A 24386-nucleotide genomic window follows, 5' to 3' on the forward strand; every position below is an offset into this window, starting at 1 on the left:
TAGCCAGCCATTCGACAAACCCCGCGCCGGAACAGGCCACTTCATATAAATGCATGAAGGCCACGAAGGAAGGTTGGAACGAAAACGGCGCCCGAAGGCGCCTGGTTCAGAGAGAACGTGCAGGACAGAGCAATCGCGTCGTTCGCGGGGCCGTGGACAAGCAGTCTCAAAAAGCCATAAATTGCCAACCCACGACTTTCCACCCTCCGAAAAGCGAGCCCTGATGGATTATCAGACTCTCAAGACGCGCCACCGCCTTGAACGCGACAATCAACACATCAACCTGAAGTTGCGCGTACACCGCGCGCTGAGCTGGCTGCAGCGCGCCGAACAGGCGGAAGACGCTGACGGGCGCTTCGTGTTCCTGTGGATCGCGTTCAACGCCGCCTATGCCACCGACATCGACGAGAACTACCGGCTTTCCGAACAGGAAACCTTCCGCGCATTCCTGCGCAAGCTCTGCGACCTGGACCACGAGCGTGAAATCGAGAAACTGGTGTGGTCGGAGTTCTCCGGCAGCATCCGCGTACTGCTGGACAACCCCTACGTGTTCCAGAGTTTCTGGGATCACCAGAACGGCAAGATCACCGAACAGCAGTGGAGCGAGCGCTTCGCCAGCGGCCGCCGCCACGCCCAGAACGCCCTGGCGCAGCGCGACACCGCCGACGTGCTGGCGGTGCTGTTCAACCGGATCTACACCCTGCGCAACCAGATCATGCACGGTGGCGCGACCTGGGACAGCAGCGTCAACCGCCCGCAACTGCGCGACTGCGGCAAACTGCTGGGCAAGCTGGTGCCGCTGATCATCCACCTGATGCTGGAAAATCCCGATACCTTGTGGGGGGATGCGTGTTATCCAGTGGTGCCGGCCTGAGCCTGGAGGCTCAGTCGGCACCACCGTTGCCGCAGTAGCCTGCGGCAGGCGCCCTGGGGTTAGTGAACCTCTACCGAGAGATTCCTGAGGCGAATAGCGTCTTTTTCATAGGCGGAGATGAATACCGCCCCCGAGCTGGCTCCAAGCGGAATCGAAACAACCTCGGTAAACACCGGGACCTTTGGATCACAGGCTACCGGACGGGAATTGGGCCGCCCCTTGTCCCAGTAGATCTGCAAAACGAAGGTTTCATTGCCGGTGGTGCACTGCAGGTCGACATTGTAGCGCACTTGACCAGCGTGATGCGTGGGGACTGTCACCACATGTGTGGCCTCGCCAGGCACTTGCACACCCTCTTTGGAAAACGGCAACAACAACTGGGGTTGGCCGGCCACCTTTGCTGCCGCCTCTTTCAGGTCGAACACCTTTTGATAGGGCACCGGGATATCGCTGACTTTGTACAGCAGCATGGTGCCGTCTTGTCCCACGACTGTTCCGTACTTCGACAAATAATCAGTGAGCAGCGCATCGACGGATTCGGATGCTTTGCCGACATTCATGTAATTCACCACGAAGTCCGGCCGCTCCTGTGCCAAGAAACCACGCATGTCGTCCATGGTCTTCAAGACGGAATAGCGCATCAGCCGTTCATACGACACCCAGCAGGCATACAGCGGTGTGCCACGCAGGGTTGCCCCCAGGCATACGTTGGCCGCGTAGAACACCCTGGCTCCCGGGGCAAGCTGACCGGCTTTCTCGGTGACATTGATGATCGGCAGATAACTGCTGATGACGCTTTTCCTGCCTTCTTCCGTGAATACCGCAGAAGGAGGCGTATGCCTTGCCACCCAGGAGACTCGCGGGAAGAACACGAGGTTGAGCGCAATGCACGTCATGACCAACCCCACCATCGGCGCACGGTACTTTCGACCCGTCTCCGTGAACAACGCAGCCATGACGACCCCGGCAACAGGCATCACCGGGAACAGGTAGCGCCAGTATTGAGTCGCCGAGAACATCGCCAGGCCGAACCCCAGCAAGGGAATCACGGCAATACGCAGCCCGATAGGCACCCCACGCAGAAGCAGTGCAGCGAGCGCGACGGGAAGCAGGAACAGGTACTGCCAACCGGCAACGTAATCACCGGACTCGAAGAACTCAGACGTATGGAAGAAGGCACGAACATAGCTTGAGATACCGAACCCTTTTACCCACGTCATGTCCGTGAAGTTCTCGGGGCGGTAGTAAAGGGACTGGAAAATTCCGTTGTAGAGCGGGAACACCGGGTTCCCCGCCACCACCCACGCCACTACATAAGAGTGCAGCGCGACAAAGCCCATCGGGATCAGAAGCAACAATGCGGGCCAGCGCAGCGGTTGGCCCGTAGGTGCCGATGCCGGCTTCCCACGCTGCATCCACCACTGAACTGCAAGGGCGACCAGCAGCGTCACGCCCAGCACCGCGCCCGGCAACTTGATACCCGCGCTCAAGGCCGCGCACGCAAGCACTCCCATTACATGCCGGCCGCGCCAGCCGCCCTCGGCGTCGATAACCAGGCGCAGACCTGCAATCGCCACCAGCGCCAGGCCGAGCTCGGTCTGCAGGGACATCAGCAGATTGCCCAGCATCGGGGTGCTGGCCATGAGCAACGCCAACAGCCATTGCGATCGCACGGAGAGCTTCCAGAGCTGGAAAATCCGCACCATCAGCGTCAGCAGCAGGGTTGCCACCGCCAGGTTCATGGCGCCCCGGGCATCATCACCCGCCATCAGCGACACCACGGAATGCACTACGTCCACGACAAATGGCGCTGCGGACCAGATTTGCATGCCAACATCGAAACCGTAGCGCTGCTGCATCACAAGCTCGGTCCACATCCGCAGATGCAATGCGTTGTCATCGACGGCTATGGACGGGAAGCTCGTCCAGCGTAGCACCCAACCCACCACCGCGACTCCCGCAACCCAGGCCCAAAGCGGGATAGAGCGCATCCAGTCGTTTGCCGCACAAGCCCTGGAACACAAATGCTCCCTGACCACGGCTGCACGCCGGGCGAGAACAATGCAGGGCAACGCGCACAGGACAATATGCAGCGCCCTGTAGTTGACCGGGAAGTGCAGCATTGCCCCCCATATGGCGAGCCAGAGGGTGGCACCCACGACGATCGCCTCGGTCGTGCTGATCAGCGAGAGGTCGCGAGTCCCTTGCAGCCGTCCAAGCACCAGGATCCCCAGACTCCAGGCACTGGCCAGCCACAACAGGACCGCTCCGGACTGGGCAATCCCAACAGCGAGAATAAGCCAGCTGAACACACCGGCTGCCAGATACACATGAGCCGACCGGGGAACCAAGATGCCTAGGGCAGTGCCCGCCAGCGCAACCGAAAACGCCCAGGACAATGCGTCAACGGCCACCGACGGCTGCGTTGGCAACAACAGGGGAATGGCCAGAACCGCCAGGCACAAACTGAGGGCAAACAATCTGTCTTCTTTGAACCTGTCCAGCCAGCGAAACATATACATACAGCTCCTTGCGACTCTTGACTTCAAGACTGGATAACTGCCGTTTTCGTCGACCTGTAGATCCAGTACTTACTCATGATGAATCCACTAACAGCAACTATGGGTAGAGAAATGATCTTGCCGACAAGAGGCACCACCCCAAGATAATAAAATGTCTGAATGACCAGCACGGTAAGCAGGTAGTTGACCACCACCCCGACCAGGAAACGCAGGAATGCACCCAGCGAATAGGCCTGCTTGAACGTGATCAGCGAGTGCAACAAGAAGTTGACGAGCAGACCAAGCACGAAGCCAAAGGTTGCGGCCCCCAGGTAGTGCACACCCAAAAAGATCAAAAGCTGCATCAGGCCTATATCGACGACCGCACTGACCACACCAATCACAACGTAGATAGCGAATTGACGCATGACTTTCAGTAATCCCGCTGACTGGCAATGCCACGCCCATGCAGCGGCCGGCGCGGAAGTGACGATATGTCATAGGACAAAAATGCCAGGATCAACTGCAAGCCAATCAGCACCGGCATGGCAGAAAGCATGACGGTACCCGCTGCAGTGGAAACACCACTCTGCGCGGACTCCATCCAGTGGTAGCCGCCATAGGCAGTGCCAAAGCCAAGCAACGCCAACCCGATCGGCAACTCGATCGACGCCAGCGACATGTCGCGAAGGTAGTAGTTGTAAAAGACCCGCTTGGCGAAGTTCCGCACGTGCTTCGCGAAGAACTCCCCGACAATTTTAGAAATCTTCAAGTTGCTGACTTCATCCCCATAAGACGCATACATGGGCACATCGACGACTACGGCACGCAGCGTATTGAGCCTGAACAGGATATCCGTTTCGAAGAAATACCGGCGACTAATCTTGCCAAACGGCAAGTGACTGGCCACGTCAGCATGGATGGCCGTGAACCCGTTGGTTGGGTCGAACAGGTTCCAGTAGCCCGATGACAATTTGCACATCAGCGACAACATGGCATTGCCGAACAGCCGGATCTTCGGCATCGAGCGAACTTTTTCGAGGTCGAAGAAACGGTTGCCCTTGGTGTAGTCCGCCTCGCCACTGATGATCGGAGCCACGAAGTCCATGATCAAGGCCGGGTCCATTTGCCCGTCGCTGTCAATCTTGACCAGAATGCCCATGTCATCCGCGATTGCAGCCTTGTACCCGGTCATGACGGCACCACCCACGCCCTGGTTCTCGGCATGTTTGATCACGCGGACACGGCCATCTTCACAATGGGCAGAAACAAAATCGCCCGAGCCATCGGGGCAGCAATCGTCAACGACGTAAATGCGAGCAACTTCGGGTCCGATTGCTTCGATCACCGCCAAAATGTGATTGCGCGCCTTGTAAGTTGGAATTACGACCGCGATTTTCTGCAAACTGACAGTCTGCATAGCTGTATCTGGCACGCTGATAGTCCCTGATCTGTAATGCTCTGTAGGAATTAGTGAAAAAATCTGTGGGATACTAAACTGCAACAGGGTAGGACGTCACCCTCCAGCATGCCATTTCGCTCCCGCCCCAGATACCCAGAGTCTTCATCGGGATCCTTGGCACATAGCCGCCGAGCGGCGGCCAAGCGCCTCAGTCTTGCCCGAAATGGGCCCGCTTCACGATGAAACATCCCGTTTAGCGTACTGCCAACGCGCTGGGCCGATGCCTCGCCGGCCCTCAATGCATTTTCAAGTCCGCGCCACGCTGGAAATAATCTGCCGGGACGCATGGCGACGGCTCTACAGGTGTATTGCCAGCGCCCACGCCACCTCGGTGAGCGACAATGCGAGATGCACATAAAACCCGATGAGCGCACCGCCCATGACCTGCAATAGCGCACCTGGCAACTCGAATAATCGACGTGCAATTGCCTCAACCTGTCTGATCAAACTAATTGAAGGCCCCAGGCAAACCCTCTACAATTTCCGGCCTGCGCCTCTTCCGGCCTGCGCCTCGCCGCTTAATCAGGGCGCCGACCATTTAATGGCAGCCTACAGCCTGACCAGCCAGGCCCGATAAAAACCGAAGTTCCCAAAGGAGCAATCTTGTTCGTGAGCAACTTAATGGATGACGGCGTTCATATAATCAAGCGTAGCGACTTCAGCGAAAACTTCGTCACCCAATGGATCGGTCTATTCCAACGATGCTTCGGTGGATCACCAGAGAATGCAAGACGTGTATTCCAGAAGTACCAACTGAACGACTCGAGAATCTGTTATTCAATAAAAGATGGCACTATGGTCGCTGCCTATTGCGGCTTGAAACTTAGCCAGGATAACAACACTATCTTTCTGTCCACCGACACCATGTCCGACGGCACCCAGAAAGGCTCATCGATCACCCTCGGCAAGCGCCTGTACAAATCTCTCGCCGAAGAGAATGTCTCGATTGTCTGCGGCTACCCCAACAACAACATCCGAAGAATTCGCGAGAAAGGCTTGGGCTGGACCCTGCAAGGCAACTTGCACCTCTACGTAGGCATCCCTCTTCTCTGGCGACTCTTCAGGAAGAAAATCACCGAACCCGGCCTGTGGAAAGCCGCACGCCCTGAAGGCGGCTGGTACACCCGATCAAAACCGCTCCTTGTCAACCTGCTGGGCCGCGACGGACTGCATTCATCGACCCCGGGCAGCGTAATCACGCTGTCGGCTTATCGTCCAGGCGCCTTTTTCATCCGGGTCCCGGGCTTCTTGTTCGAACCCCGCACGTTCGGCTACCGCTACCTGAGCGAAGACCGCAAGGACAGCAACTTCCTAAAAAAGATCAAGCTGCTTGATCTCGACACCATCGACATTCCCTGATTCACGGATAAACAGCCAAGTGCGACCGATTTCCCTGTTTTTCATGCCTCATCAAGACGATGAGTTTGGCGTGTTCCACCAGATCGAACATGAACTGAAGGCCGGGCGCTGGGTCCGCTGCGTGTTCGTGACCGATGGCTCCGCGACAGCCGACCCGAACTGCCGGGATCGGGAGTCGCGAGCAGTCCTCCAGCAACTGGGCGTGGCCGATGAAGACATGCTGTTCATCGGTCGACAACTGGCAATCAAAGATGGCCAGATGCACCAGCATGTCAGCGCTTTCGTAGACTGGCTCGACGCCTTCTTCACCGCCCACCCCGACATTCACGCCTGCTTCGTACCTGCATGGGAAGGCGGCCATCCGGATCACGACCTTATCCATGCCATGGTCATCGAACTGGCAGCGGCACTCGCCATCCCGGGCAAAATCTGGCAATTCCCACTTTACAATGGCCTGCACTGCCCGGGCCCGCTGTTCCGTACCATGTCGCCACTCGCGGAAAACGGCCCGGTCGCACGACAGCCGATTGCCTGGCCGAACCGGCTGCGCTACCTGAAGCTCTGCCTTGGCTATCCCTCGCAATGGCGCAGTTGGGTGGGTCTGCTGCCCTTCGTGGGCGGACACTATCTGTTTTCCGGCACACAACCCCTGCAGCCGGTAAACAGAAAGCGCCTGGCGCAACGCCCACATCAAGGCCCGCTTTATTACGAGAAACGCGGCTTTCTTGACTGGGCAACAATGTCCACCGCTATCGAACAACTGCGTGAAGTCCTTTCACGACAGGCTCGAGAAAAGGCTGAACGCCCGACACAACCCGAGGCCTGACCGATCGAAAGAGCACGAACAAGGGGGCGCGAGCCCAGTCGCCGCCCCTCAACATCCTCATCCCACACACCAGATCACGAAGGTTCAGTGTCCGCAGCCGCCTTGCGCAGGTCTTCGTTCTCCTGCTCCATCTCCCGGTACTTCTGGTACAGCGCGTAGCCTTTCTGGATCACCACCACCAGGCCGACAGCGGCCAGCACATTCTTCACCATCACCGATTCCTCTTGATTGCGGTTGGTGAGGCAACAGTAGCGTGCAGGGACGTCAGATTGTGTCGAACCTGAATACTGCCAACTGTTGCCACCACCACGACACAAAATGACCACCCCTGCCCTCATCCTGTCGCCAACACAGCATCAGGAGACACTGTATGGGGCACCGCCTTACCCCTTTCGGCCACGACAGCCGCCGCGCCGTGGACACTTGTCCGCTTTCTCTGAAGTGGAGCTACCAGTTGCTGCTGGAACTGGGGGGACACCGCAACTTTATCTGCCGCCACGGCTTCAACGATGATGACCTGGCCCAGGAACTCGGCCTGGGCAAATGGGTGGACAGCGACGACTACACCGCTCCCCTGGCGCTGGCCGCACTGCGCAAGAGCGCCCGCACTTTCGACAGTGACTTCCCCGACGCCGGCTACCCCGACAACCTGGCCAGCAACCTCGAAGCGCTGGGCGAACTGCTCGGCCTGACCGAGGCGGAGTTGCGTATTCTCGGTTTCTGCACCTTGATGCACTGCGATCCGACCCTCAGCGACGCCACCGACCAGTTGGGCATGCTGGGCCTGAACCGGGCCATGAAAGTACTGTCGGTGGTGCTGGGCCTGCCGCTGCCGACCGTGGAAAACTGCCTCGGCCGCAACAGCCCGCTGATGCGCAGCGGCATGCTGGAGCTGTGCAACAGCCACCGCGCCGCCATGGCCCTGAGCACGCTGCTGTCGGTGAGCAACACTGATCTGCCGGGCCTGCTGCGCTTCAGCAAAGGCACGCCGCTGGATCTGTTCGCCTACGCTTTCCGCCCCAGCCCGCCCGGCACCTTGAACGCCGAGCACTACAACCATGTACGCCAGACGCTGACGATCGCCGAACGCTACCTGGGCAAGTCCCTCGCCGAAGGCCGCAAGGGCGTGAACATCCTGCTTTATGGCCCGCCGGGCACCGGCAAGACGCAATTGAGCCGGCTGCTCGCCAGAAACCTGGACCATGCGCTGTATGAGGTGGCCTGCACCGATAAACACGGCGATCCCGTGTCGGCCAAGCAGCGCCTGTGCTCCCTGCGCGCAGCCAACAGCGTACTGCAGTCGCAGCGGGCGCTGCTGGTGCTCGACGAGATCGAGGATATTTTCCAGTCCGCCAGCCACGAGAGCGGCAACCGTTCGCAGAAAGGCTGGATCAACCGCATGCTGGAAGAGAACGCCCTGCCCTGCTTCTGGCTGAGCAACAGCATCGAGGCCATCGACGCCGCTCATGTGCGCCGCTTCGACCTGGTGATCGAGGTGCCCAACCCGCCCCTGGCCCAGCGCAAGCAGATCCTGCGCGACTGTGGCGGCGGCAAGCTGGGCGAGGAACTGGTGGAGCATCTCTGCGCCCATGAGCAGATGACGCCAGCGGTACTGGAACGCGCCGTGCGGGTGGGCCGCAGCGTCTCGCAGCGCGCCAGCAAGGTACTCGACAACACCGTGCGCTGCATCGTCGACGCCACCTTGAAGGCCCAGGGTTTCGACAAGCTGCAACCCAACGACAGCGCCCTGCCGAAGTTCTACTCGCCGGAATGGATCAACGCCGACCTGCCGCTGGCCGGCCTGGTGGACGGCTTGCGTGCGCATCCTCAGGCGCGGCTGTGCTTCTACGGCCCGCCGGGCACCGGCAAGACCGCATTCGGCCACTGGCTGGCGCGGGAGCTGGGCAAGCCACTGATGGTCAAGCGGGTGTCCGATCTGGTCTCGCCGTACGTGGGCAGTACCGAGAAGAACCTGGCGGATGCCTTCGAGCGAGCCCAGCAGGAAGACGCGGTACTGCTGCTCGACGAAGTGGACAGTTTCCTCCAGGACCGCCGCAAGGCGCGGCAAAGCTGGGAGGTGACGGCGGTCAACGAGATGCTGACGCAGATGGAAAGCTACCGCGGGCTGTTCATCGCCTCGACCAACCTGATCCTTGACCTGGACGAAGCCTCGCTGCGCCGCTTCGACCTCAAGGTGCATTTCGGCTACCTGGCTCCGGCACAGGTGCAGGCGCTGTTCAGCGCGCACCTCAAGGCGCTGTCGCTCAAGGACCCGCAGAACGGCGCCGCCATCCGCCTGCGCGGCGAAGCCAGCCTGACCCCGGGCGACTTCGCCGCGGTGGCCCGGCGCGGACGCTTCCGCCCCTTCGCCAACGCCAACGACCTGGCCACTGCGCTGCTCGCCGAATGCCGCCTGAAACCCAACGGACCGACGCGACCCATCGGTTTCGGGCAGTGGACACATTAAATCTTGCGGGAGGGTCACCGAAAGACCGACACTCCCGCGGTTCATGGCCATAGGCCAGCTACTACACAAGGAAGACTCTCTTGCCATCCGCCAAGACCCATAGCGCGCTCAATCGCCAATGGGAGCTGTTGCAACAGCTGCCAAAACGCGCGCCCGGCATCACCGTGACCGAGCTGCTGAACCGCCTCAAAGGCTCCGGTTACACCATCAGTCGTCGCAGCATCGAGCGCGACCTGCGCGACCTGTCCCTGGTGTTCCCGTTGCAGTGCAACGACAACGGCACGCCGTTCGGCTGGTACTGGAAGCCGGGCGTCAGCGTCGAATTGCAGGGCGTCACCCTGACCGAAGCGGTCAGCCTCGCCCTGGTCGAAGACGCCGTTCGCCCGCTGCTGCCCGGCAGTATGCTCAGCGTGCTGGATGCCCGCTTCGAACACGCCCGGCAGAAACTCAAGGGGCTCGGCGACGGCAACCCCGCCGCGCGCTGGCCCGACAAAGTCGCCAGCGTGCGGCCGGACTTCAACCTGCAAGCGCCGGAGATTCAGGCCGACACCCTGGAAGCCTTGCAACACGCGCTGATCAGCGAGCGACAGATCCAGTGCCAGTACTACTCGGCGCACCACGACAAAGTCCGCGACCTGACCCTCAACCCGCTGGCCATCGTTCAGCGCGGGCTAATCACCTACCTGATCGCCACTGCGGCGCCCTATACCGATATCCGCCAGTTCGCGGTACATCGCTTCCGCGCCACATCGGTGCTGAAGACGCCATGCGAGGGGCTGGAGACCTTCGAATTGCAGGCCTATCTCGACAGCGACGCCCTGCAGTTCGGCAAGCCGGAGAAAATCCGCCTGCAGGCCTGGGTCAGCGAGCATCAGGCGCGGCTGATCCGCGAGACGCCGTTGAGTGCAGACATGGTGCTGGCACCCGTGGATGACGGCTTCAGCCTTGAAGCGACGGTGACCGACAGCTGGCAACTGCGCTGGTGGATCCTGTCGCTGGGGGATGCCTTCGTGGTGCAGGAACCACCGATTCTGCGCGAGCAGATCGGCGACACCCTGCGGCGTGCGGCAGCGGCCTACGCGCCGGCCTGATCCATCTGCTCCAGCAAGCGCGGCAGGACTTCTGCCGCCTTACCGACCAGACTGAATTGTCCTTCGCCCTCCACCGGCTCCGGCTGCAGATTGACGTGCACGACCACGGCGCCACGACGCCGAGCGATACGCGGAATCTCCGCTGCTGGCTGGACCAGTCCCGAGGTGCCGATCGACAACAGCAGATCGCAATCCTCGGCGGCCGCCAGTGCCTCGCGCCACGGCTGCGCCGGCAGCGATTCCCCGAACCACACCACCCCGGGCCGGACCTTGCCGTTGCAACGTCGGCAACGCGGCGGCTCGACCGAGCGACCCTCCTCGGGCTCATCGATGGCCGCGTCGAGTTCGCCATAGGGCCGCGTGCAGGCAAAGCAGCGCGGCGCATGCAGGCTGCCGTGCAGGTGAATCACGTCCTGACTGCCGGCACGTTCGTGGAGGTCATCGACGTTCTGGGTAATGACGGTCAGCCGGGGCACTCGACGAGCGAGCTCGGCGATGGCCAGGTGCGCGGGGTTCGGCACCGCGGCGAGCACTTTGCTGCGCCGCCACTCGTACCAGCCCCAGACCAGCGCGGGATCGCGGCGGAAGGCGTCGGCGGTCGCCAGGGCCGCGGGATCGAAACGACTCCAGAGACCGGTCAGGGCATCACGAAAGGTCGGAATGCCGCTTTCGGCGGAGACACCCGCCCCGGTGAACACCACCACATGCCGGGCGTCACGCAGCCAGCGGCCCTGGAATTCGCTCATCGTCTGCTCCTGTGTCACTGATTCAGTCTGCCGAGGCCGTGGCCTGCATGAGTTCGAGCTTGCTGCGCAGCTGCTGAACCTCGGCTTTCTCCGCCAGCAAGGCCGAACGCAGCTCGCGGTTCTCCTCGGTGTGCCAGTAGGCGCGGCGCTGGCGCTCGCGCAGCGTGGACTGCCAGTGATCCAGGGATCGCCAGAGCCTGGCACTTTGCAGGTACTGGGCCGTGAGCAGCACCAGGATCACCGCCTGGAGCACGAGAAACATCCAGTGCTCAACGGACATGGAGGCGATCTCCCGGAAACGGAACCAGGGTGGAATCTGGAGTCATTCTGCACAGCCTTCTGCGATAGTCGAGAAGCCATTGTCGAAGCGGCCGACGACAGCTTGCGTCGTTTCCGGCCAGAAACTCGCAAAAGCAAAAAGGGCGACCCTTGCGGATCGCCCTTTTTGCTGTACCGCCAACAGGAGCGGTAATGTTTGGTAGGCACAATTGGACTCGAACCAACGACCCCCACCATGTCAAGGTGGTGCTCTAACCAACTGAGCTATGTGCCTGCTGTGGGGCGGCATTCTACGCACTTGGCTGTTGGTGTCAACACCCTCACCGTGGAAAATCTGCAAAAAAATCAGCGGGTTCTGACAGACCGCTGAACTGGTCTGCAACTAGCGATCACTCAGCGGCAGCTAACTTCGGCCTGCTCTCGCCGCCTTTGGAGCCGGCGACATCAATGGAAAGTGCTACGCCCATGCTTTCTCCTGACATTGAAAACCGTACGGAAGCGGTTTGCGGTGTCGTCATTGGACGGTTACAGGAGCTTGTCCCAAGGGAGCCGCTCTGACAGATATCCGAAAGCAAATACCAAGGACGTGAACATCACTAAGAGGAACCGCCAGGCCGGTAGTCTCGTCACAATCTTTCTCACCTCTCGAACAATCTTGCTGATATCCAACGGCATTCCGCTCCTTAATCAAACAGGGGCAGACTCAGGGCCCCAGGACGTTTCAACGATCGGGTTTTCAATTATTCCCGGCTGAAGCGGAGATTGTGCAGGGTTGCTCGCGGCAGCTGTCTTTCTGGTCTATGAAAGCTTTAGACCTTGTCCTCGGCGTAAACCGACGCTGAAATAACCGCTCCTCCCCAGCGGCGCCTGCCAATGCAGATTGGGACGAGATTACCGCTGGCGGTGTTGTTCTTGGCGCTGCCGAAGGCGTAGCTCACCGGGCGAGACGCGCATGCTGCTCAAGGCCTTCAGCGATTTTGTGAAGGCGGAAGATTTGCCCGACGACACTTCCAGCGAGAAGAGCCGCGACTTAGTGGGCCCAGGCGCAAGGCAAGGCGGGCGAACCGATCAAACTGGACGAGCTGTCGAACCTACTGGGCGAGGACCGCCTCAAGACTTTTTCGGATTTTATTCGGGGCGACGACTACGGAGTCTCCGACACCTTTGCTCCGGACAAGCCCCCCTCAGCCAATACCGGCGCTATACCGGACAGGCTGAGGAGGCGTCGATCAGTTGCGAAGCACACCTGCTGGGCACGCGGGTGGAATTCGATGCAGAGAACGCCGGCCTGACAGAACCCTCCGACGCATTTAATAGGTCAGCTTAAGAGCGCCGCAAGCGGACTATCCAGAAGGGGCACTTTCTGCTCGAAGCACCGAGCAATTCTTCAGCAGATGATCAAACATCGCCGGGAAGTCTGCGTAGATTAAGTCGTTTATATCTGAGGTCGAATTGCCTTTTCGCCCTGCTTTCAAATTGGTATCGATGTACCCGAGGTGGCGCCTCAGGTCGGCGCGACGACTCCAATTGTCACCAGCAGTCACAAGAACAGCATCTGCAAGCGGGCGAAATTTTTCATATCGGGCCAATAACTCAGTCTCGTCCAAGTCTTCCCATAGGCGATGGAGCTCCAGCGCCTTCTTGTATGCTTGGTGGTAGGCTTGAATTGCATTCAAATCAATCATTGGCTACTCCTGGCTCGGCTCCATGCCGGTCAGAAACGAATAGCCCAGCTTTATCGTTCACGCCAATTCATCGCGCATCCGTCGAGTAATCTCACGCATAGGAACGTTGACGCATGTCTGCCCCTTGGTGGCTGACATGATTGGCGGATTTGGCGACCAGCTCAACCTGAATCAAAAGCGGGTACATCTGCCTAAGACGAGTTCGATTGACGTTCTTGCCGTTCTTGAAACGGACAAAGCACTCATCGACTCCAGAGATGTGACACCTCCATCCGGGCTCTATTGCCATTGTTGCAGCGATGGCAAATACCCGCTCCACGAATTCGTCTTCTGTCACCTCTCGATCCTCTGGGCCTCATACCCACGAGAAACAAATAACCCACCTCACCTGATCACGCTACTTCGGTGAGGATGCTGCGTGAACGGAGAAGCCCAATGCCCCCGATCAACCGCAGCGCCAGCATCGTCTTCGACGGCGCTAGTATCATCATCCGCGAACCTCACCCGAGCTGCCAGCCGTGGGCCCAGAAGAAAGCCTGGAAGCGCGAGTACCGCAACCAGGTACTGAAGCGCATCGTGCAAACACCCAATCGCCTGGGCTAGAGTTGCGCTATGCCCGGACCGGATGAACGTGACAAGCGCGACCAGTACGGCATCGCGGAGATGCTTCAGCCGTAACCAGCGCCTGTGCAGCAAGGTAGGCCTGAAGGCCGACTTGAAGTTCTCCGCCGCCACGATCACGGTTGAGATGTCCCAGAACGTGAACGCGCCCGATCGCAATGCGCGCTAGGACAGCGCTTGCCCACCCTACGCCGCAGGCATCATCAAGGAGGATGTGGCGGTCTCCTGGGCAGAGCAGCCATTCGACCTGGGCATGTACTCGGATTACGGTAACTGCGACCTGTGCTGGAAGAAGAACGAGGCAAGCTGATCAGGACCATTTAGGAAGAGCCTTCCCGGGTGATCTGGTGGTCTGGAACCGAAGAGCGGTTCAGCCAGGTGTTCCGCCAAGACCGGCCCAACTATAAAGCATCGGCTTGGTCGGCGGATCAGCGGCCAGGCAGACGGATTTTGATTTCGACTACTTGGCTGAAGACATCGACTGCTTCTGCGGAGACTAAAAATTATTTTCAACTTTTTGCCCTTCACCTCCCAAAAAAGGGGCTGTACCGACCCACTATTTAGATAACAGGCATTCCGCCTGTGACTATCTAGCGAGACTTCCCCAATGCGTTGCAATCACTGCAAGAGAAACATTCTCAACCAACTCAGCAGCTTCTTCTGGAGCGGTGTAACCTTCGGAGCAACGCTCCTGATGGTCGGCCTGTTCTACTTCGACGCGATCTAACTCAACCGACCTTGGCCCCGAGCCCTCAAGGGCTCGCGGCTGAATCTATGACCACAGCAATCGGCCTGTTCGCCGGCCTCGACGAATGGAACACCGGTTCGCGCGCCGCAGGCGCCCAGGCTCTCTGGGCGCCAAATCATTGGCCTAAAGCCGTTAAGTAGCATTCTGCGATCCACCAGGACACCAACCACGCTTGTCAGGACCTGCAGCAAGCGAACAGGACAAAGGTGCCACGCTCGGACATCGACGTCGCTTCTCCATGCTGCCAAGGCTTCACCCATGCTCGCGGCAAGAAGAGCGGATACCCTGAGCATGACGCATCGCCCTCGACTGCCTGGGCCGCCCCCTCCGACGCTGAAGCACCGAACCAAGATGCTTGGGGGGCTGACTGAAGCGCCGAGAAGACATCGTGACCTAGAAGAAGTCGGCAGAGACCTAGTTACAAACACGATCAAGGTCTCTCCAGGCAAGACCGACAACTACGACACACCGATCCACCTGCAGATCACGATGGGCAAGGCCTTGCGCGAGACAGTGAACGAGTGCATCCGGTCGCCCGTGGTGTCGCCCTTCCTGATCCACTACCGCCCGAAGGCGCGGCGGAAGGCCCAGATCGAGGCCAAAGAGCACTGGACGGCGGTGACACCCGACTACCTATCGAAAAGCTTCCGGAAGGCCCGGGACGCGGCCAACGCGTACGACCATATGGACTTTGAAGAGCGACCGACATTTCACGAGATCCGCGCCCTGGGCGCATGGCTGTATGAGCAGCAGAAGTTCTCGAAGGATTACGTCCAGCTGCTGATGGGGCACGCCACTGCCGAGATGACAGAGCGGTATCAAGACGGGCACGCACCGAAAGAAATCCAGTACGTCGAAGTGAAGGCTGACCTGGCCATCTGACGAACGGTGAGCGCCAGCAAAGACCAGATAGCGGTGGGTGGCTTTGCAAAAGTTTTGCAAAAGTTTTGCAAAAACAAAAAGGGCGACCCTCTCGGATCGCCCTTCAAGTGCCCGGAAACCGGGGCTTTTATCTGGTAGGCACAATTGGACTCGAACCAACGACCCCCACCATGTCAAGGTGGTGCTCTAACCAACTGAGCTATGTGCCTGCTGTGGGGCGGCATTCTACGCTTCCGACGAAGGGTGTCAACCGCTTTTTCAAGCTAAACCACTGAATAATAAAATTTTTTGCGTGATTGCCCGGTTTTTGCTGTTTTCGACCGCCCGGCTGGCGGGTGTTTATTATTATTGATAGGATCTGCACATTCGTAAAAAATACAAAACACACAACTACAAAGTCCCACATTAGAGGTACCGCCCCAATGGCCGCCACTCCTTACCCACAATCGTATTACGCCGCGTCGGCCAACCCAGTGCCACAGCGCCCTGCCCTGCAGGAAGAAATCGAAACCGACGTCTGCGTGATCGGCGCCGGCTACACCGGTCTTTCCAGCGCTCTGTTCCTGCTGGAAAACGGCTTCAAGGTCACCGTGCTGGAAGCGGCCAAGGTCGGCTTCGGCGCCTCGGGTCGTAACGGCGGCCAGATCGTCAACAGCTACAGCCGCGACATCGACGTCATCGAACGCACCGTCGGCCCGCGCCAGGCGCAGTTGCTGGGCCAGATGGCCTTCGAAGGCGGTCGCATCATTCGCGAGCGCGTGGCCAAGTACAACATCCAGTGCGACTTGAAGGACGGTGGCGTGTTCGCCGCCCTGACCACCAAGCAGATGGGCCACCTGGAATCGCAGAAACGCCTGTGGGAACGCTTCGGCCACACCCAGCTGGAACTGATGGACAAGAACCGCATCCGCGAAGTGGTCGCCTGCGACAACTACGTCGGCGGCATGCTGGACATGAGCGGCGGCCACATCCATCCCCTGAACCTGGCGCTGGGCGAAGCCGCTGCCGTGGAATCCCTGGGTGGAAAGATTTATGAACAGTCCCCCGCCGTGCGCATCGACCGCGGTGCCAATCCGGTAATCCACACCCCGAACGGCCGCGTACGCGCCAAGTTCGTCATCGTCGCCGGCAACGCCTACCTCGGCGGCCTGGTGCCGGAGCTGGCCGCCAAGTCGATGCCTTGCGGGACCCAGGTGATCACCACCGAGCCCCTGAGCGACGAGCTCGCCCGTACCCTGCTGCCGCAGGACTACTGCGTCGAAGACTGCAACTACCTGCTCGACTACTACCGCCTGACCAGCGACAAGCGCCTGATCTTCGGCGGCGGCGTGGTCTACGGTGCCCGCGACCCGGCGAACATCGAGGCGATCATCCGTCCGAAGATGCTCAAGGCCTTCCCGCAGCTCAAAGACGTGAAGATCGACTTCGCCTGGACCGGCAACTTCCTGCTGACCCTGTCGCGCCTGCCGCAAGTGGGCCGCATCGGCGACAACATCTACTACTCCCAGGGCTGCAGCGGCCACGGCGTGACCTACACCCACCTCGCCGGCAAGGTGCTGGCCGAAGCCCTGCGCGGCCAGGCCGAGCGTTTCGACGCCTTCGCCGAACTGCCGCACTACCCGTTCCCGGGCGGTCACCTGTTCCGCGTACCGTTCAGCGCCATCGGCGCCTGGTACTACACCCTGCGCGACCGCCTGGGCGTGTAATGCCCGTTGCCGTCAGCGCCCAAGCGCACTGACGGCCTGTCGCGCCGCCTGCTCCTGGCCCGCCTGGGCCAGGTCATTGGCCGCCTTGAGCCAGCGCTGCCGGTCCACCTGGGCCGGCAACTGCCCCGGTTGCTGCACCAGCACCGCCCAACTCCCTTCTTTTTTCCAGGCCGACTCGAAGGTGTCGAAGTCCATCGGCATCCGCCGGCTGTTGCCCGCGCGCAGCAGGACCCGCTGCTTGTAACGGTCGTAGCCCACCAGCAGGGCGTAGCGCGGCTCGCTCCAGAACGCCGAGCCTTCCTGATAGCGCAACAGCACCGGATAGCCCGCCGCGACCTGCATCAGCAAGGCCGGCAGGCTGGCCTCGAGCGGATACACCACCATCCCGTACTGCTGCGCCGTGGTCTGCACCCCGCTCTGCAGCTTTTCCGGCGCTTTCGGCAAACCGAGCAAACCAGGCGTGATGCGCACACCCTGTTGCGAAAGGGCGGCAGCCAGCGCCATCGGCGCGCTCTGGTCGGCATTGCCGCGGAAGAACGGCACCGCGCTGAGCTCGACCCGCTGCGGCAATTGCTTGAGTTCGGATGACGGCTGGCTGGCGCATCCGCCGAGGGTGGCGGCCAGCAGACACGCCGCCAGCAGGCGGCGGGGGGGCACGGAAAGGAGCGGCATGGGTCCTCGCTTGAACTGTTGCCAGGCAGACAACGCCCGGTCCTGAGCGGCGATCATAGGCCGACGGACAGCATCGGTATAGCCCGCCCGCGGCTTAGAACAAAGCGGCCCAAGGGATTGGACCATCGGTCAATAGCCTGAAATAAGTGAGCGTCTAGACTTAGAGGGTGTCTGAGTTACAGGTCCCGCCTGTACTGAAGAAGGAGGCACTCATGAGCCTGACCATGGCAATCTTCATGATGATCGCAGCCTGGCTGAGTGTGGCCGCTGCCATGCTGTGGGGCGTGCTGCGCATCGCCCGCCGTCACCACGTGCACCATCAGGATCCCCGGCCGCACGTGCAACCAACCGCGCCCGCACCTCACCGCACACGCGCACCTCGTCGTCACGCCAACGCCTGAAGCAGCTGCAAGCGGCAAGTTTCGAGCTGCAAGAAAGAGCGGCCAGCAACACCAACGCTTTCTCTTGCCGCTTATAGCTTGCAACTTGCAGCTAAAAAAAAGGGGCCCCATCAAGGAGCCCCCAACTACAGCACGCAACAGATTCCGGAAAAATCAGCCCTCGCTGGCATCACGGCGCTGGCGAGCCTTGCGCGACATGATGTTCAGCACCTCGATCGCGGTGGAGAACGCCATCGCCGCGTACACGTAGCCTTTCGGTACGTGGGCGCCGAAGCCTTCGGCGATCAGGGTCATGCCGATCATGATGAGGAAGCCCAGGGCCAGCATCACCACAGTCGGGTTGTCGTTGATGAACTTGGCCAGCGGATCAGCCGCCACCAGCATCACGATCACGGCACTGATCACGGCAATGATCATGATCGGCAAGTGTTCGGTCATGCCCACGGCGGTGATGATGCTGTCGATGGAGAACACGATGTCCAGCATCAGGATCTGGCCAATGGCCGCCGCGAAGCCCAGGGTAATGGTAGACGACGCCTTGGATTCTTCCTGTGCCCGTGGATCCACGCTTTCATGAATTTCCTTGGTGGCTTTCCAGAGCAGGAACAGACCACCGGCGATCAGGATCATGTCCTTCCACGAGAAGCTCTTGCCGAGGATGTCGATCACCGGCTCCGTCAACTGGACAATCCAGGCGACAGTGCTGAGCAACGCCAGGCGCATCACCAGCGCCATGCTGATACCGATGCGACGGGCCTTGGAGCGGTACTCCATGGGCAGTTTGTTGGTCAGGATCGAGATGAAGATCAGGTTGTCGATGCCAAGGACGATCTCCATGGCCACCAACGTGGCCAGGGCGACCCAGGCGGTCGGGCTTGCAGCGAGTTCCAGCAGGTATTCCATGGATCAGATCCTGAATCGGGGGTTATGGGAAAAGTTAGATCAGATTTCCTGACCGTCGGTGTCTTTGCCGTCGTCGTCTTTCTTCGCCGACGGCGAACCGGTGGCTTCGCTCAGTGCCTGCTGGGCGGCCTTGTTGGTGTCGTCGATGGCCTGCTTGGCCGACTCGGCGGCCTGGTTGAGCATCTGCTGGGCGGACTTCTCGGCCTGGTCGCAGCCGCTCATGGCGAACAGGGCGAGGGCCAGAACCAGAGGGGTACCGATGGATTTGAGATGAAGCATGGGGTCGTCTCCAAACTGTTTTCGCTGCCACGACAGATGGCACCGCAATGGCAGGGGATTCTAAAGACCTGAATACATCAGAAAAATTCGTATTTTCAGCGGTTATACTTCGGTTTTTTCGAATCGGGGATTGCCATGCTCAATTACCGCCAACTCCACTACTTCTGGGCCGTGGCCAAGACCGGCAGCGTGGCGCGTGCAGGGGAGCAACTGAACCTCACGCCACAAACCATCAGCGGGCAGATCACCCTGCTGGAGCAGACCTACGGCATCGAGCTGTTCCAGCGGGTCGGCCGCCAGCTGGAACTGACCGAAACCGGGCGCCAGGCGCTGTCCTACGCCGAGCAGATGTTCCAGATCGGCGGCGAGCTGGAGGCCATGCTGCGGGCGCAGCCCAACGAACAGCAGGTGCTGTTTCGGGTCGGCGTGGCGGATGTAGTGCCCAAGTCCATCGTCTACCGGCTGATCGCACCGACCATGGAGCTGGCCGAGCCGCTGCGCATCAGTTGCCGCGAAGACAAACTGGAGCGGCTGCTGGCAGACCTGGCGATCCAGCGCCTGGATCTGGTGATTTCCGACAGCCCCATGCCCGGCCATCTGGACATCAAGGGCTACAGCCAGAAGCTCGGCGAGTGCGGCATCAGTTTCCTCGCCACCCCGGAACTCGCAGCACGCCAGCCGCTGCCCTTCCCCGCCTGCCTTCAGCATGCGCCGCTGTTGATCCCCGGCCAGGAAACCATGGTGCGCAACCGCTTGCTGCGCTGGTTCGCCGAACAGCAGTTGCAGCCACGGATCGTCGGCGAATTCGACGACAGCGCACTGATGCAGGCCTTCGGCAAATCCGGCAGCGGCATCTTCATCGCCCCGAGCGTGATTGCCGAAGAAGTCTGCCGCCAGTACGACGTCGAACTGATCGGCCAGACCGATGCGGTCACCGAGTCGTTCTATGCCATCTCGGTGGAGCGCAAGGTCAAGCATCCTGGCATCGTCGCCATCACCGAAGGCGCCCGCCGCGAGCTGTTCAACTGGCCGCTGGCCTGAAGCGAGCCAGCCACAGAGCCAGCAGCACGGCCAAGCCGATCAGCAGCGCGGCGACATACCCGACGCTGGGCAACCCGAGGTGGTCGATGACCCAGCCACCGCTCATCGCGCCCAGGCCGATACCGAGGTTGCCACCGGCGATGTTCAGCGACGCTCCGAAGGCCGGCGCCTGGGGAGCGGCCTTGATCACCCGGACATGGCTGACGAGGAACAAGGCCGCCTGGGCCAGTCCCCAGATCCCCAGGGCAATCACCAGCCCAGCCGGCGAGTGGATCGCTGGCACCACAGCCACCAGCCCCACGATCAGCAAGGCGCAGAACCCCGCCGAAGCCAACAGCGAATGGCGATCCACCGCCCGGCCGCCAAGGCTGTTGCCGATCAACCCGACCGCGCCAAAGCCCATCAGGTACCAGCCGACCCGCTCGCCGTCGAAGCCGGCCAGGCGCTCCAGCAGATCGGCCAGGTAGGTGTAGGCGGTGAACATGCCGCTGAACACCAGGACCGACAGCAGCACGTGACCTTGCAGCAGCGGGCTGCGCAGCACCCGGAACTGGCCGCGCAGCGAGGTGATTCCGGTTTTGCGCGGGGTATGCGGCAAGTAACGCCACAGCAACAGCGCCTTGGCCAGGGACAACAGCGCCAGCACGGCGAAGGCCACCCGCCAGCCCAGCGCATCGCCCAGCAAGGTGCCGAGGGGAATGCCGAACACCGTGGCACAGACCACACCGAAGCTGATCTTGCTGATGGCCCGCCCCGCATAGGCCGGACCGACGATATCTACCGCCGTCTCGCTGGCCAGCGCCCAGAACACCGGCAAGCCGAGGGCCGGTGCCAGGCGCGCCACGGCCATCACGTAATAGTCGGTGGCCAGCGCCGCCAGCCCGTTGGAGGCGGCGAACAGCAGCAGCACGCCGACGAACAACCGCTTGCGCTCCAGGCGCGCGCACCAGGCGGTGAGAAACGGCCCGAAGGCCGCTACGGTGAAAGCGAACAGCGTCACCAGCAACCCGGCCTGAGGTACGCTGACCTGCAGATCACGGGCGATCCCCGGCAGCAGGCCGACGATCAGGAATTCGGTGGTCAACACGGTGAAGCCGGCCGCAGCCAGCAACAGAATGGGCAGGAACATCCAGACTCCAACAATGAGCGCGACGGCTCGAAACGGCCGCGCATGGTAACACCGCCGGGCCGGCGGCCCGGATGGCACCGCGCACTCTGTGCTAGAGTGCCGCCCTTTTTTCGACCAGCGCCATCCGCCGCGTCGATGCCTTTCGAACCCGGGCCGATCCCCGGGCCCTGAACAAGACCGAGTGACGTTCCATGCTTGCTGCCCTGAAACTGCTCAACCGCACCAGCCTCGTGGTGCAGATCCTCATCGGCCTGGTGGCCGGTATCGCCCTGGCGCTGCTCGCCCCCGAGGTCGCGCGCAACCTGTCGTTCGTCGGCAAAGTGTTCGTCAGCGCCCTGAAAGCCGTGGCCCCGATCCTGGTATTCATCCTGGTGATGGCCTCGATCGCCAACCACAAGCACGGTCAGCAGACCCACATCCGGCCGATCCTGGTGCTGTACCTGCTCGGCACTTTCGCGGCAGCGGTGGTTGCGGTGGTCGCCAGCATGGCGTTCCCCTCCAGCCTCGTGCTGAGCACTGACGGCGCGCAGATGAGCGCCCCCGGCGGCATCGCCGAGGTGCTCCAGGGCCTGCTGCTCAGTGCCGTGGACAACCCGGTCAACGCCCTGGTCACCGGCAACTTCATCGGCATTCTGGCCTGGGCCATCGGCCTGGGCATCGCCGTACGAAATGCCGGCCCGACCACCCGCACCGTGCTGGACGACCTGTCCAACGGCGTGACCCTGATCGTGCGCGTGGTGATCCGCTTCGCTCCGCTGGGCATCTTCGGCCTGGTGGCCGCCACCCTGGCGCAGTCGGGTCTCGGCGCCCTGCTCGGCTACCTGCACCTGCTGGCGGTGCTGATCGGCTGCATGCTGTTCGTGGCCCTGGTGATGAACCCGCTGATCGTCTGGTGGAAGATCCGCCGCAATCCCTTCCCGCTGACCCTGATGTGCCTGCGCGAAAGCGGTATCACCGCGTTCTTCACCCGCAGTTCGGCGGCGAATATCCCGGTCAACCTGGCCCTGAGCGAAAAGCTCGGCCTGCACGAGGACACCTATTCGGTGTCCATCCCGCTGGGCGCCACCATCAACATGGCCGGCGCGGCGATCACCATCACCGTCCTGACCCTGGCCGCCGTGCACACACTTGGTATCGCGGTGGACCTGCCGACCGCCGTGCTGCTCAGCGTGGTCGCGGCGGTCTGCGCCTGCGGCGCCTCGGGCGTGGCCGGCGGCTCCCTGCTGCTGATTCCGCTGGCCTGCAGCCTGTTCGGCATCCCTAGCGAGATCGCCATGCAGGTGGTGGCGGTCGGCTTCATCATCGGCGTGCTGCAGGACTCGGCGGAAACCGCGCTGAACTCCTCCACCGACGTGCTGTTCACCGCCGCCGCATGCCTGGCGGAGCAACGCCGCGCCTGACGCCTGCCGACCGGTGGCAGCCTGCCACCGGTCGCTTGTGTTAACCCGGTCGCCGCCCTAGGCTAGGGGCTTTTCCATGCACAGAGACAGGGTCATGTCCGAAGAGCACGAAACGCCCGCCACTGCCCGCTTCAACGCCACCGAAATCCGCATCCTCGGCTCGCTGATCGAAAAACAGGCGAGCAATCCGGAAACCTACCCGCTGACCCTCAATGCCCTGATGCTGGCCTGCAACCAGAAGACCAGCCGCGAGCCCGTGATGAACCTGACCCAGGGTCAGGTCGGCCAGAGCCTGCGCGCCCTCGAAGGCCAGGGCCTGACCCGCCTGCAGATGGGCAGCCGTGCCGACCGCTGGGAACAGCGCGTGGACAAGGCGCTGGAACTGGTGCCGGCGCAACTGATCCTGATGGGCCTGATGTTCCTGCGCGGCCCGCAGACCCTCAACGAACTGCTGACCCGCAGCCAGCGCATGCATGATTTCGACGACACCGAACAGGTGCAACACCAACTGGAGCGATTGATCGCCCGGGGCTTTGCGCTGCACCTGCCGAAACAGGCCGGCCAGCGGGAAGACCGCTACACCCACGCATTGGGCGATCCGGATGATATCGAAGCGATCCTGGCCGCACGTCAGCAGGGGCCGGCCGAGCGTGGCGCGAGCGCTGTGTCCGCCGAGCGGATCGAGGCCCTGGAGGCGCGGATTGCGGCCCTCGAGGAACGCCTGGCACGCCTCGAATAACGAACGCACGCGCAGCCCCGGTGCGGGCTCAGCCCCATGACAAACCACGGCCAGCCAGCGTGCCGTGGTCGTCCGCAGGCAGAGTCGGCACCGCAGCAGCCGGGCAAGCGTATCGCCTCAATGCCCCCGATCAATCCCCTCAATTGGCCTCTGCTGCAGGCCCGCACTAGTCTTCAGGCACGCACCATCGAAATGTCCGAGGACGTCCCCCATGAGCAAACGCCTGCCCAACCTGCCCGCCTGGCAATGGCGCGGCTATCACCACAATCACCGCAACCCCACCAACCTGGTGCTGCACCTGATCGCCGTGCCGCTGTTCATCGTCGGCGCGCTGCTGGTGTTATCGGGGGTGTTCAGCCTGGACCTCGGCCAGATCATCGTCGGCCTCATCAGCCTGGTGGCCGGGCTCGGCCTGCAACGGCATGGCCATCGCCTGGAAGCCGAACAACCGGAACCGTTCAGCAACCGCCAGGACGCGGTGAAGCGCCTGCTCACCGAGCAGTTCATCACCTTCCCGCGGTTCCTGTTCACTGGGGCCTGGTGGCGCGCCTGGTGCGAACGCCACCGGCACTGAG

25 protein-coding genes, 2 tRNA genes and 2 pseudogenes are annotated in these 24386 nt (G+C 61.4%); 14 read left to right on the forward strand and 15 right to left on the reverse strand.

The window, feature by feature from the left end; translation table 11 throughout:
• Window positions 1-223 precede the first annotated feature (223 nt).
• The gene (locus tag AC05QJ_RS22260; protein WP_476743431.1) at window positions 224-874 is read left to right on the forward strand and encodes a hypothetical protein; all 651 of its coding nucleotides are present in this window, start codon (window positions 224-226) and stop codon (window positions 872-874) included.
• A gap of 59 nt (window positions 875-933) precedes the next feature.
• Here the strand turns inward: AC05QJ_RS22260 and AC05QJ_RS22265 are convergent, their stop codons facing one another.
• Genes AC05QJ_RS22265 through AC05QJ_RS22275 form a run of 3 tightly spaced genes read right to left on the reverse strand, consistent with a single transcriptional unit; the run spans window position 934 to window position 4795 of the window.
• A complete protein-coding gene (locus AC05QJ_RS22265) occupies window positions 934-3390 on the reverse strand; it encodes a hypothetical protein (protein ID WP_476743432.1) in 2457 nt (818 codons plus the stop codon).
• 29 nt (window positions 3391-3419) lie between these two features.
• Window positions 3420-3803 (reverse strand): GtrA family protein, encoded by a 384-nt coding sequence (locus tag AC05QJ_RS22270; RefSeq protein ID WP_476743433.1) that lies wholly within the window; start codon window positions 3801-3803, stop codon window positions 3420-3422.
• Between the two features lie 5 nt (window positions 3804-3808).
• A complete protein-coding gene (locus tag AC05QJ_RS22275; RefSeq protein ID WP_476743434.1) occupies window positions 3809-4795 on the reverse strand; it encodes a glycosyltransferase family 2 protein in 987 nt (328 codons plus the stop codon).
• Between the two features lie 645 nt (window positions 4796-5440).
• Between AC05QJ_RS22275 and AC05QJ_RS22280 the strand changes: the two genes are divergently transcribed.
• Window positions 5441-6196: a hypothetical protein gene (locus AC05QJ_RS22280; RefSeq protein ID WP_476743435.1), complete on the forward strand. Its 756-nt coding sequence runs from the start codon at window positions 5441-5443 to the stop codon at window positions 6194-6196.
• A 43-nt stretch (window positions 6197-6239) separates the two neighbouring features.
• Entirely contained in the window at window positions 6240-7022 is a 783-nt protein-coding gene (locus tag AC05QJ_RS22285) for a PIG-L deacetylase family protein (protein ID WP_476747990.1), read from the forward strand.
• Window positions 7023-7096: 74 nt separating this feature from the next.
• On the opposite strand, the gene AC05QJ_RS22290 is transcribed toward AC05QJ_RS22285, so the two are convergent.
• Window positions 7097-7237 (reverse strand): hypothetical protein, encoded by a 141-nt coding sequence (locus tag AC05QJ_RS22290; RefSeq protein WP_476743436.1) that lies wholly within the window; start codon window positions 7235-7237, stop codon window positions 7097-7099.
• Window positions 7238-7392: 155 nt separating this feature from the next.
• Here AC05QJ_RS22290 and AC05QJ_RS22295 point away from each other — a divergent pair, with 155 nt between their 5' ends.
• Complete coding sequence (locus AC05QJ_RS22295) at window positions 7393-9489, forward strand: AAA family ATPase (protein ID WP_476743437.1); 2097 nt, start codon at window positions 7393-7395, stop codon at window positions 9487-9489.
• A gap of 80 nt (window positions 9490-9569) precedes the next feature.
• Window positions 9570-10580, forward strand: coding sequence for a helix-turn-helix transcriptional regulator (locus tag AC05QJ_RS22300; RefSeq protein ID WP_476743438.1), 1011 nt, complete (start codon window positions 9570-9572; stop codon window positions 10578-10580).
• On the opposite strand, the gene AC05QJ_RS22305 is transcribed toward AC05QJ_RS22300, so the two are convergent.
• The 4 genes and pseudogenes from AC05QJ_RS22305 to AC05QJ_RS22320 form a co-directional block, all read right to left on the reverse strand.
• Window positions 10565-11326, reverse strand: a complete 762-nt coding sequence (locus tag AC05QJ_RS22305) for an SIR2 family NAD-dependent protein deacylase (protein ID WP_476743439.1) — start codon at window positions 11324-11326, stop codon at window positions 10565-10567. The genes AC05QJ_RS22300 and AC05QJ_RS22305 overlap by 16 nt on opposite strands.
• A 22-nt stretch (window positions 11327-11348) precedes the next feature.
• The gene (locus tag AC05QJ_RS22310) at window positions 11349-11606 is read right to left on the reverse strand and encodes a hypothetical protein (RefSeq protein ID WP_476743440.1); all 258 of its coding nucleotides are present in this window, start codon (window positions 11604-11606) and stop codon (window positions 11349-11351) included.
• A 196-nt stretch (window positions 11607-11802) separates the two neighbouring features.
• A tRNA-Val gene (locus AC05QJ_RS22315) sits at window positions 11803-11879 on the reverse strand.
• Between the two features lie 535 nt (window positions 11880-12414).
• Window positions 12415-12540 (reverse strand): annotated as a pseudogene (locus AC05QJ_RS22320) (tail assembly protein); the annotation flags it as partial.
• A gap of 120 nt (window positions 12541-12660) precedes the next feature.
• On the opposite strand from AC05QJ_RS22320, the pseudogene AC05QJ_RS22325 reads away from it, so the two are divergent.
• A pseudogene (locus AC05QJ_RS22325) lies at window positions 12661-12897 on the forward strand (hypothetical protein); the annotation flags it as partial.
• Window positions 12898-12948: 51 nt separating this feature from the next.
• Here the strand turns inward: AC05QJ_RS22325 and AC05QJ_RS22330 are convergent.
• Together AC05QJ_RS22330 and AC05QJ_RS22335 are read right to left on the reverse strand one after the other, a co-directional pair.
• Complete coding sequence (locus tag AC05QJ_RS22330) at window positions 12949-13290, reverse strand: hypothetical protein (RefSeq protein WP_476743441.1); 342 nt, start codon at window positions 13288-13290, stop codon at window positions 12949-12951.
• A gap of 91 nt (window positions 13291-13381) precedes the next feature.
• A complete protein-coding gene (locus AC05QJ_RS22335) occupies window positions 13382-13627 on the reverse strand; it encodes a hypothetical protein (RefSeq protein ID WP_476743442.1) in 246 nt (81 codons plus the stop codon).
• A gap of 98 nt (window positions 13628-13725) precedes the next feature.
• Here AC05QJ_RS22335 and AC05QJ_RS22340 point away from each other — a divergent pair, with 98 nt between their 5' ends.
• The gene (locus tag AC05QJ_RS22340; protein ID WP_476743443.1) at window positions 13726-13893 is read left to right on the forward strand and encodes a hypothetical protein; all 168 of its coding nucleotides are present in this window, start codon (window positions 13726-13728) and stop codon (window positions 13891-13893) included.
• Window positions 13894-14917: 1024 nt separating this feature from the next.
• Window positions 14918-15541, forward strand: coding sequence for a tyrosine-type recombinase/integrase (locus AC05QJ_RS22345; protein WP_476743444.1), 624 nt, complete (start codon window positions 14918-14920; stop codon window positions 15539-15541).
• A gap of 132 nt (window positions 15542-15673) precedes the next feature.
• Here AC05QJ_RS22345 and AC05QJ_RS22350 read toward each other — a convergent pair.
• Window positions 15674-15750, reverse strand: a tRNA-Val gene (locus tag AC05QJ_RS22350).
• A 213-nt stretch (window positions 15751-15963) separates the two neighbouring features.
• Here AC05QJ_RS22350 and AC05QJ_RS22355 point away from each other — a divergent pair.
• Entirely contained in the window at window positions 15964-17247 is a 1284-nt protein-coding gene (locus AC05QJ_RS22355) for an NAD(P)/FAD-dependent oxidoreductase (RefSeq protein ID WP_476743445.1), read from the forward strand.
• Window positions 17248-17259: 12 nt separating this feature from the next.
• Here the strand turns inward: AC05QJ_RS22355 and AC05QJ_RS22360 are convergent, their stop codons facing one another.
• Entirely contained in the window at window positions 17260-17976 is a 717-nt protein-coding gene (locus tag AC05QJ_RS22360; RefSeq protein WP_476743446.1) for a peptidase C39 family protein, read from the reverse strand.
• A 155-nt stretch (window positions 17977-18131) separates the two neighbouring features.
• Here AC05QJ_RS22360 and AC05QJ_RS22365 point away from each other — a divergent pair, with 155 nt between their 5' ends.
• Window positions 18132-18320, forward strand: a complete 189-nt coding sequence (locus AC05QJ_RS22365; RefSeq protein WP_476743447.1) for a hypothetical protein — start codon at window positions 18132-18134, stop codon at window positions 18318-18320.
• Between the two features lie 153 nt (window positions 18321-18473).
• Here the strand turns inward: AC05QJ_RS22365 and AC05QJ_RS22370 are convergent, their stop codons facing one another.
• Window positions 18474-19223: a TerC family protein gene (locus AC05QJ_RS22370; protein ID WP_476743448.1), complete on the reverse strand. Its 750-nt coding sequence runs from the start codon at window positions 19221-19223 to the stop codon at window positions 18474-18476.
• A gap of 39 nt (window positions 19224-19262) precedes the next feature.
• A complete protein-coding gene (locus tag AC05QJ_RS22375; protein ID WP_476743449.1) occupies window positions 19263-19502 on the reverse strand; it encodes a hypothetical protein in 240 nt (79 codons plus the stop codon).
• Window positions 19503-19637: 135 nt separating this feature from the next.
• Between AC05QJ_RS22375 and nhaR the strand changes: the two genes are divergently transcribed.
• A complete protein-coding gene (nhaR, locus tag AC05QJ_RS22380) occupies window positions 19638-20543 on the forward strand; it encodes a transcriptional activator NhaR (protein ID WP_476743450.1) in 906 nt (301 codons plus the stop codon).
• Here nhaR and AC05QJ_RS22385 read toward each other — a convergent pair.
• Window positions 20524-21672 carry an MFS transporter gene (locus AC05QJ_RS22385; protein ID WP_476743451.1) on the reverse strand — a complete coding sequence of 383 codons (1149 nt, stop codon included), beginning with the start codon at window positions 21670-21672 and terminating at the stop codon, window positions 20524-20526. The two genes, nhaR and AC05QJ_RS22385, sit on opposite strands and share 20 nt — an antisense overlap.
• A gap of 191 nt (window positions 21673-21863) precedes the next feature.
• Between AC05QJ_RS22385 and sstT the strand changes: the two genes are divergently transcribed.
• From sstT to AC05QJ_RS22400, 3 genes are all read left to right on the forward strand, one after another.
• A complete protein-coding gene (gene sstT, locus AC05QJ_RS22390) occupies window positions 21864-23072 on the forward strand; it encodes a serine/threonine transporter SstT (protein WP_476743452.1) in 1209 nt (402 codons plus the stop codon).
• A 94-nt stretch (window positions 23073-23166) separates the two neighbouring features.
• Window positions 23167-23811 (forward strand): YceH family protein, encoded by a 645-nt coding sequence (locus AC05QJ_RS22395; RefSeq protein ID WP_476743453.1) that lies wholly within the window; start codon window positions 23167-23169, stop codon window positions 23809-23811.
• 211 nt (window positions 23812-24022) lie between these two features.
• Window positions 24023-24385, forward strand: a complete 363-nt coding sequence (locus tag AC05QJ_RS22400; protein WP_476743454.1) for an Mpo1-like protein — start codon at window positions 24023-24025, stop codon at window positions 24383-24385.
• The last annotated feature ends 1 nt before the right edge of the window (window position 24386 follow it).

It is taken from the genome of Pseudomonas sp. TUM25319, assembly GCF_056388475.1.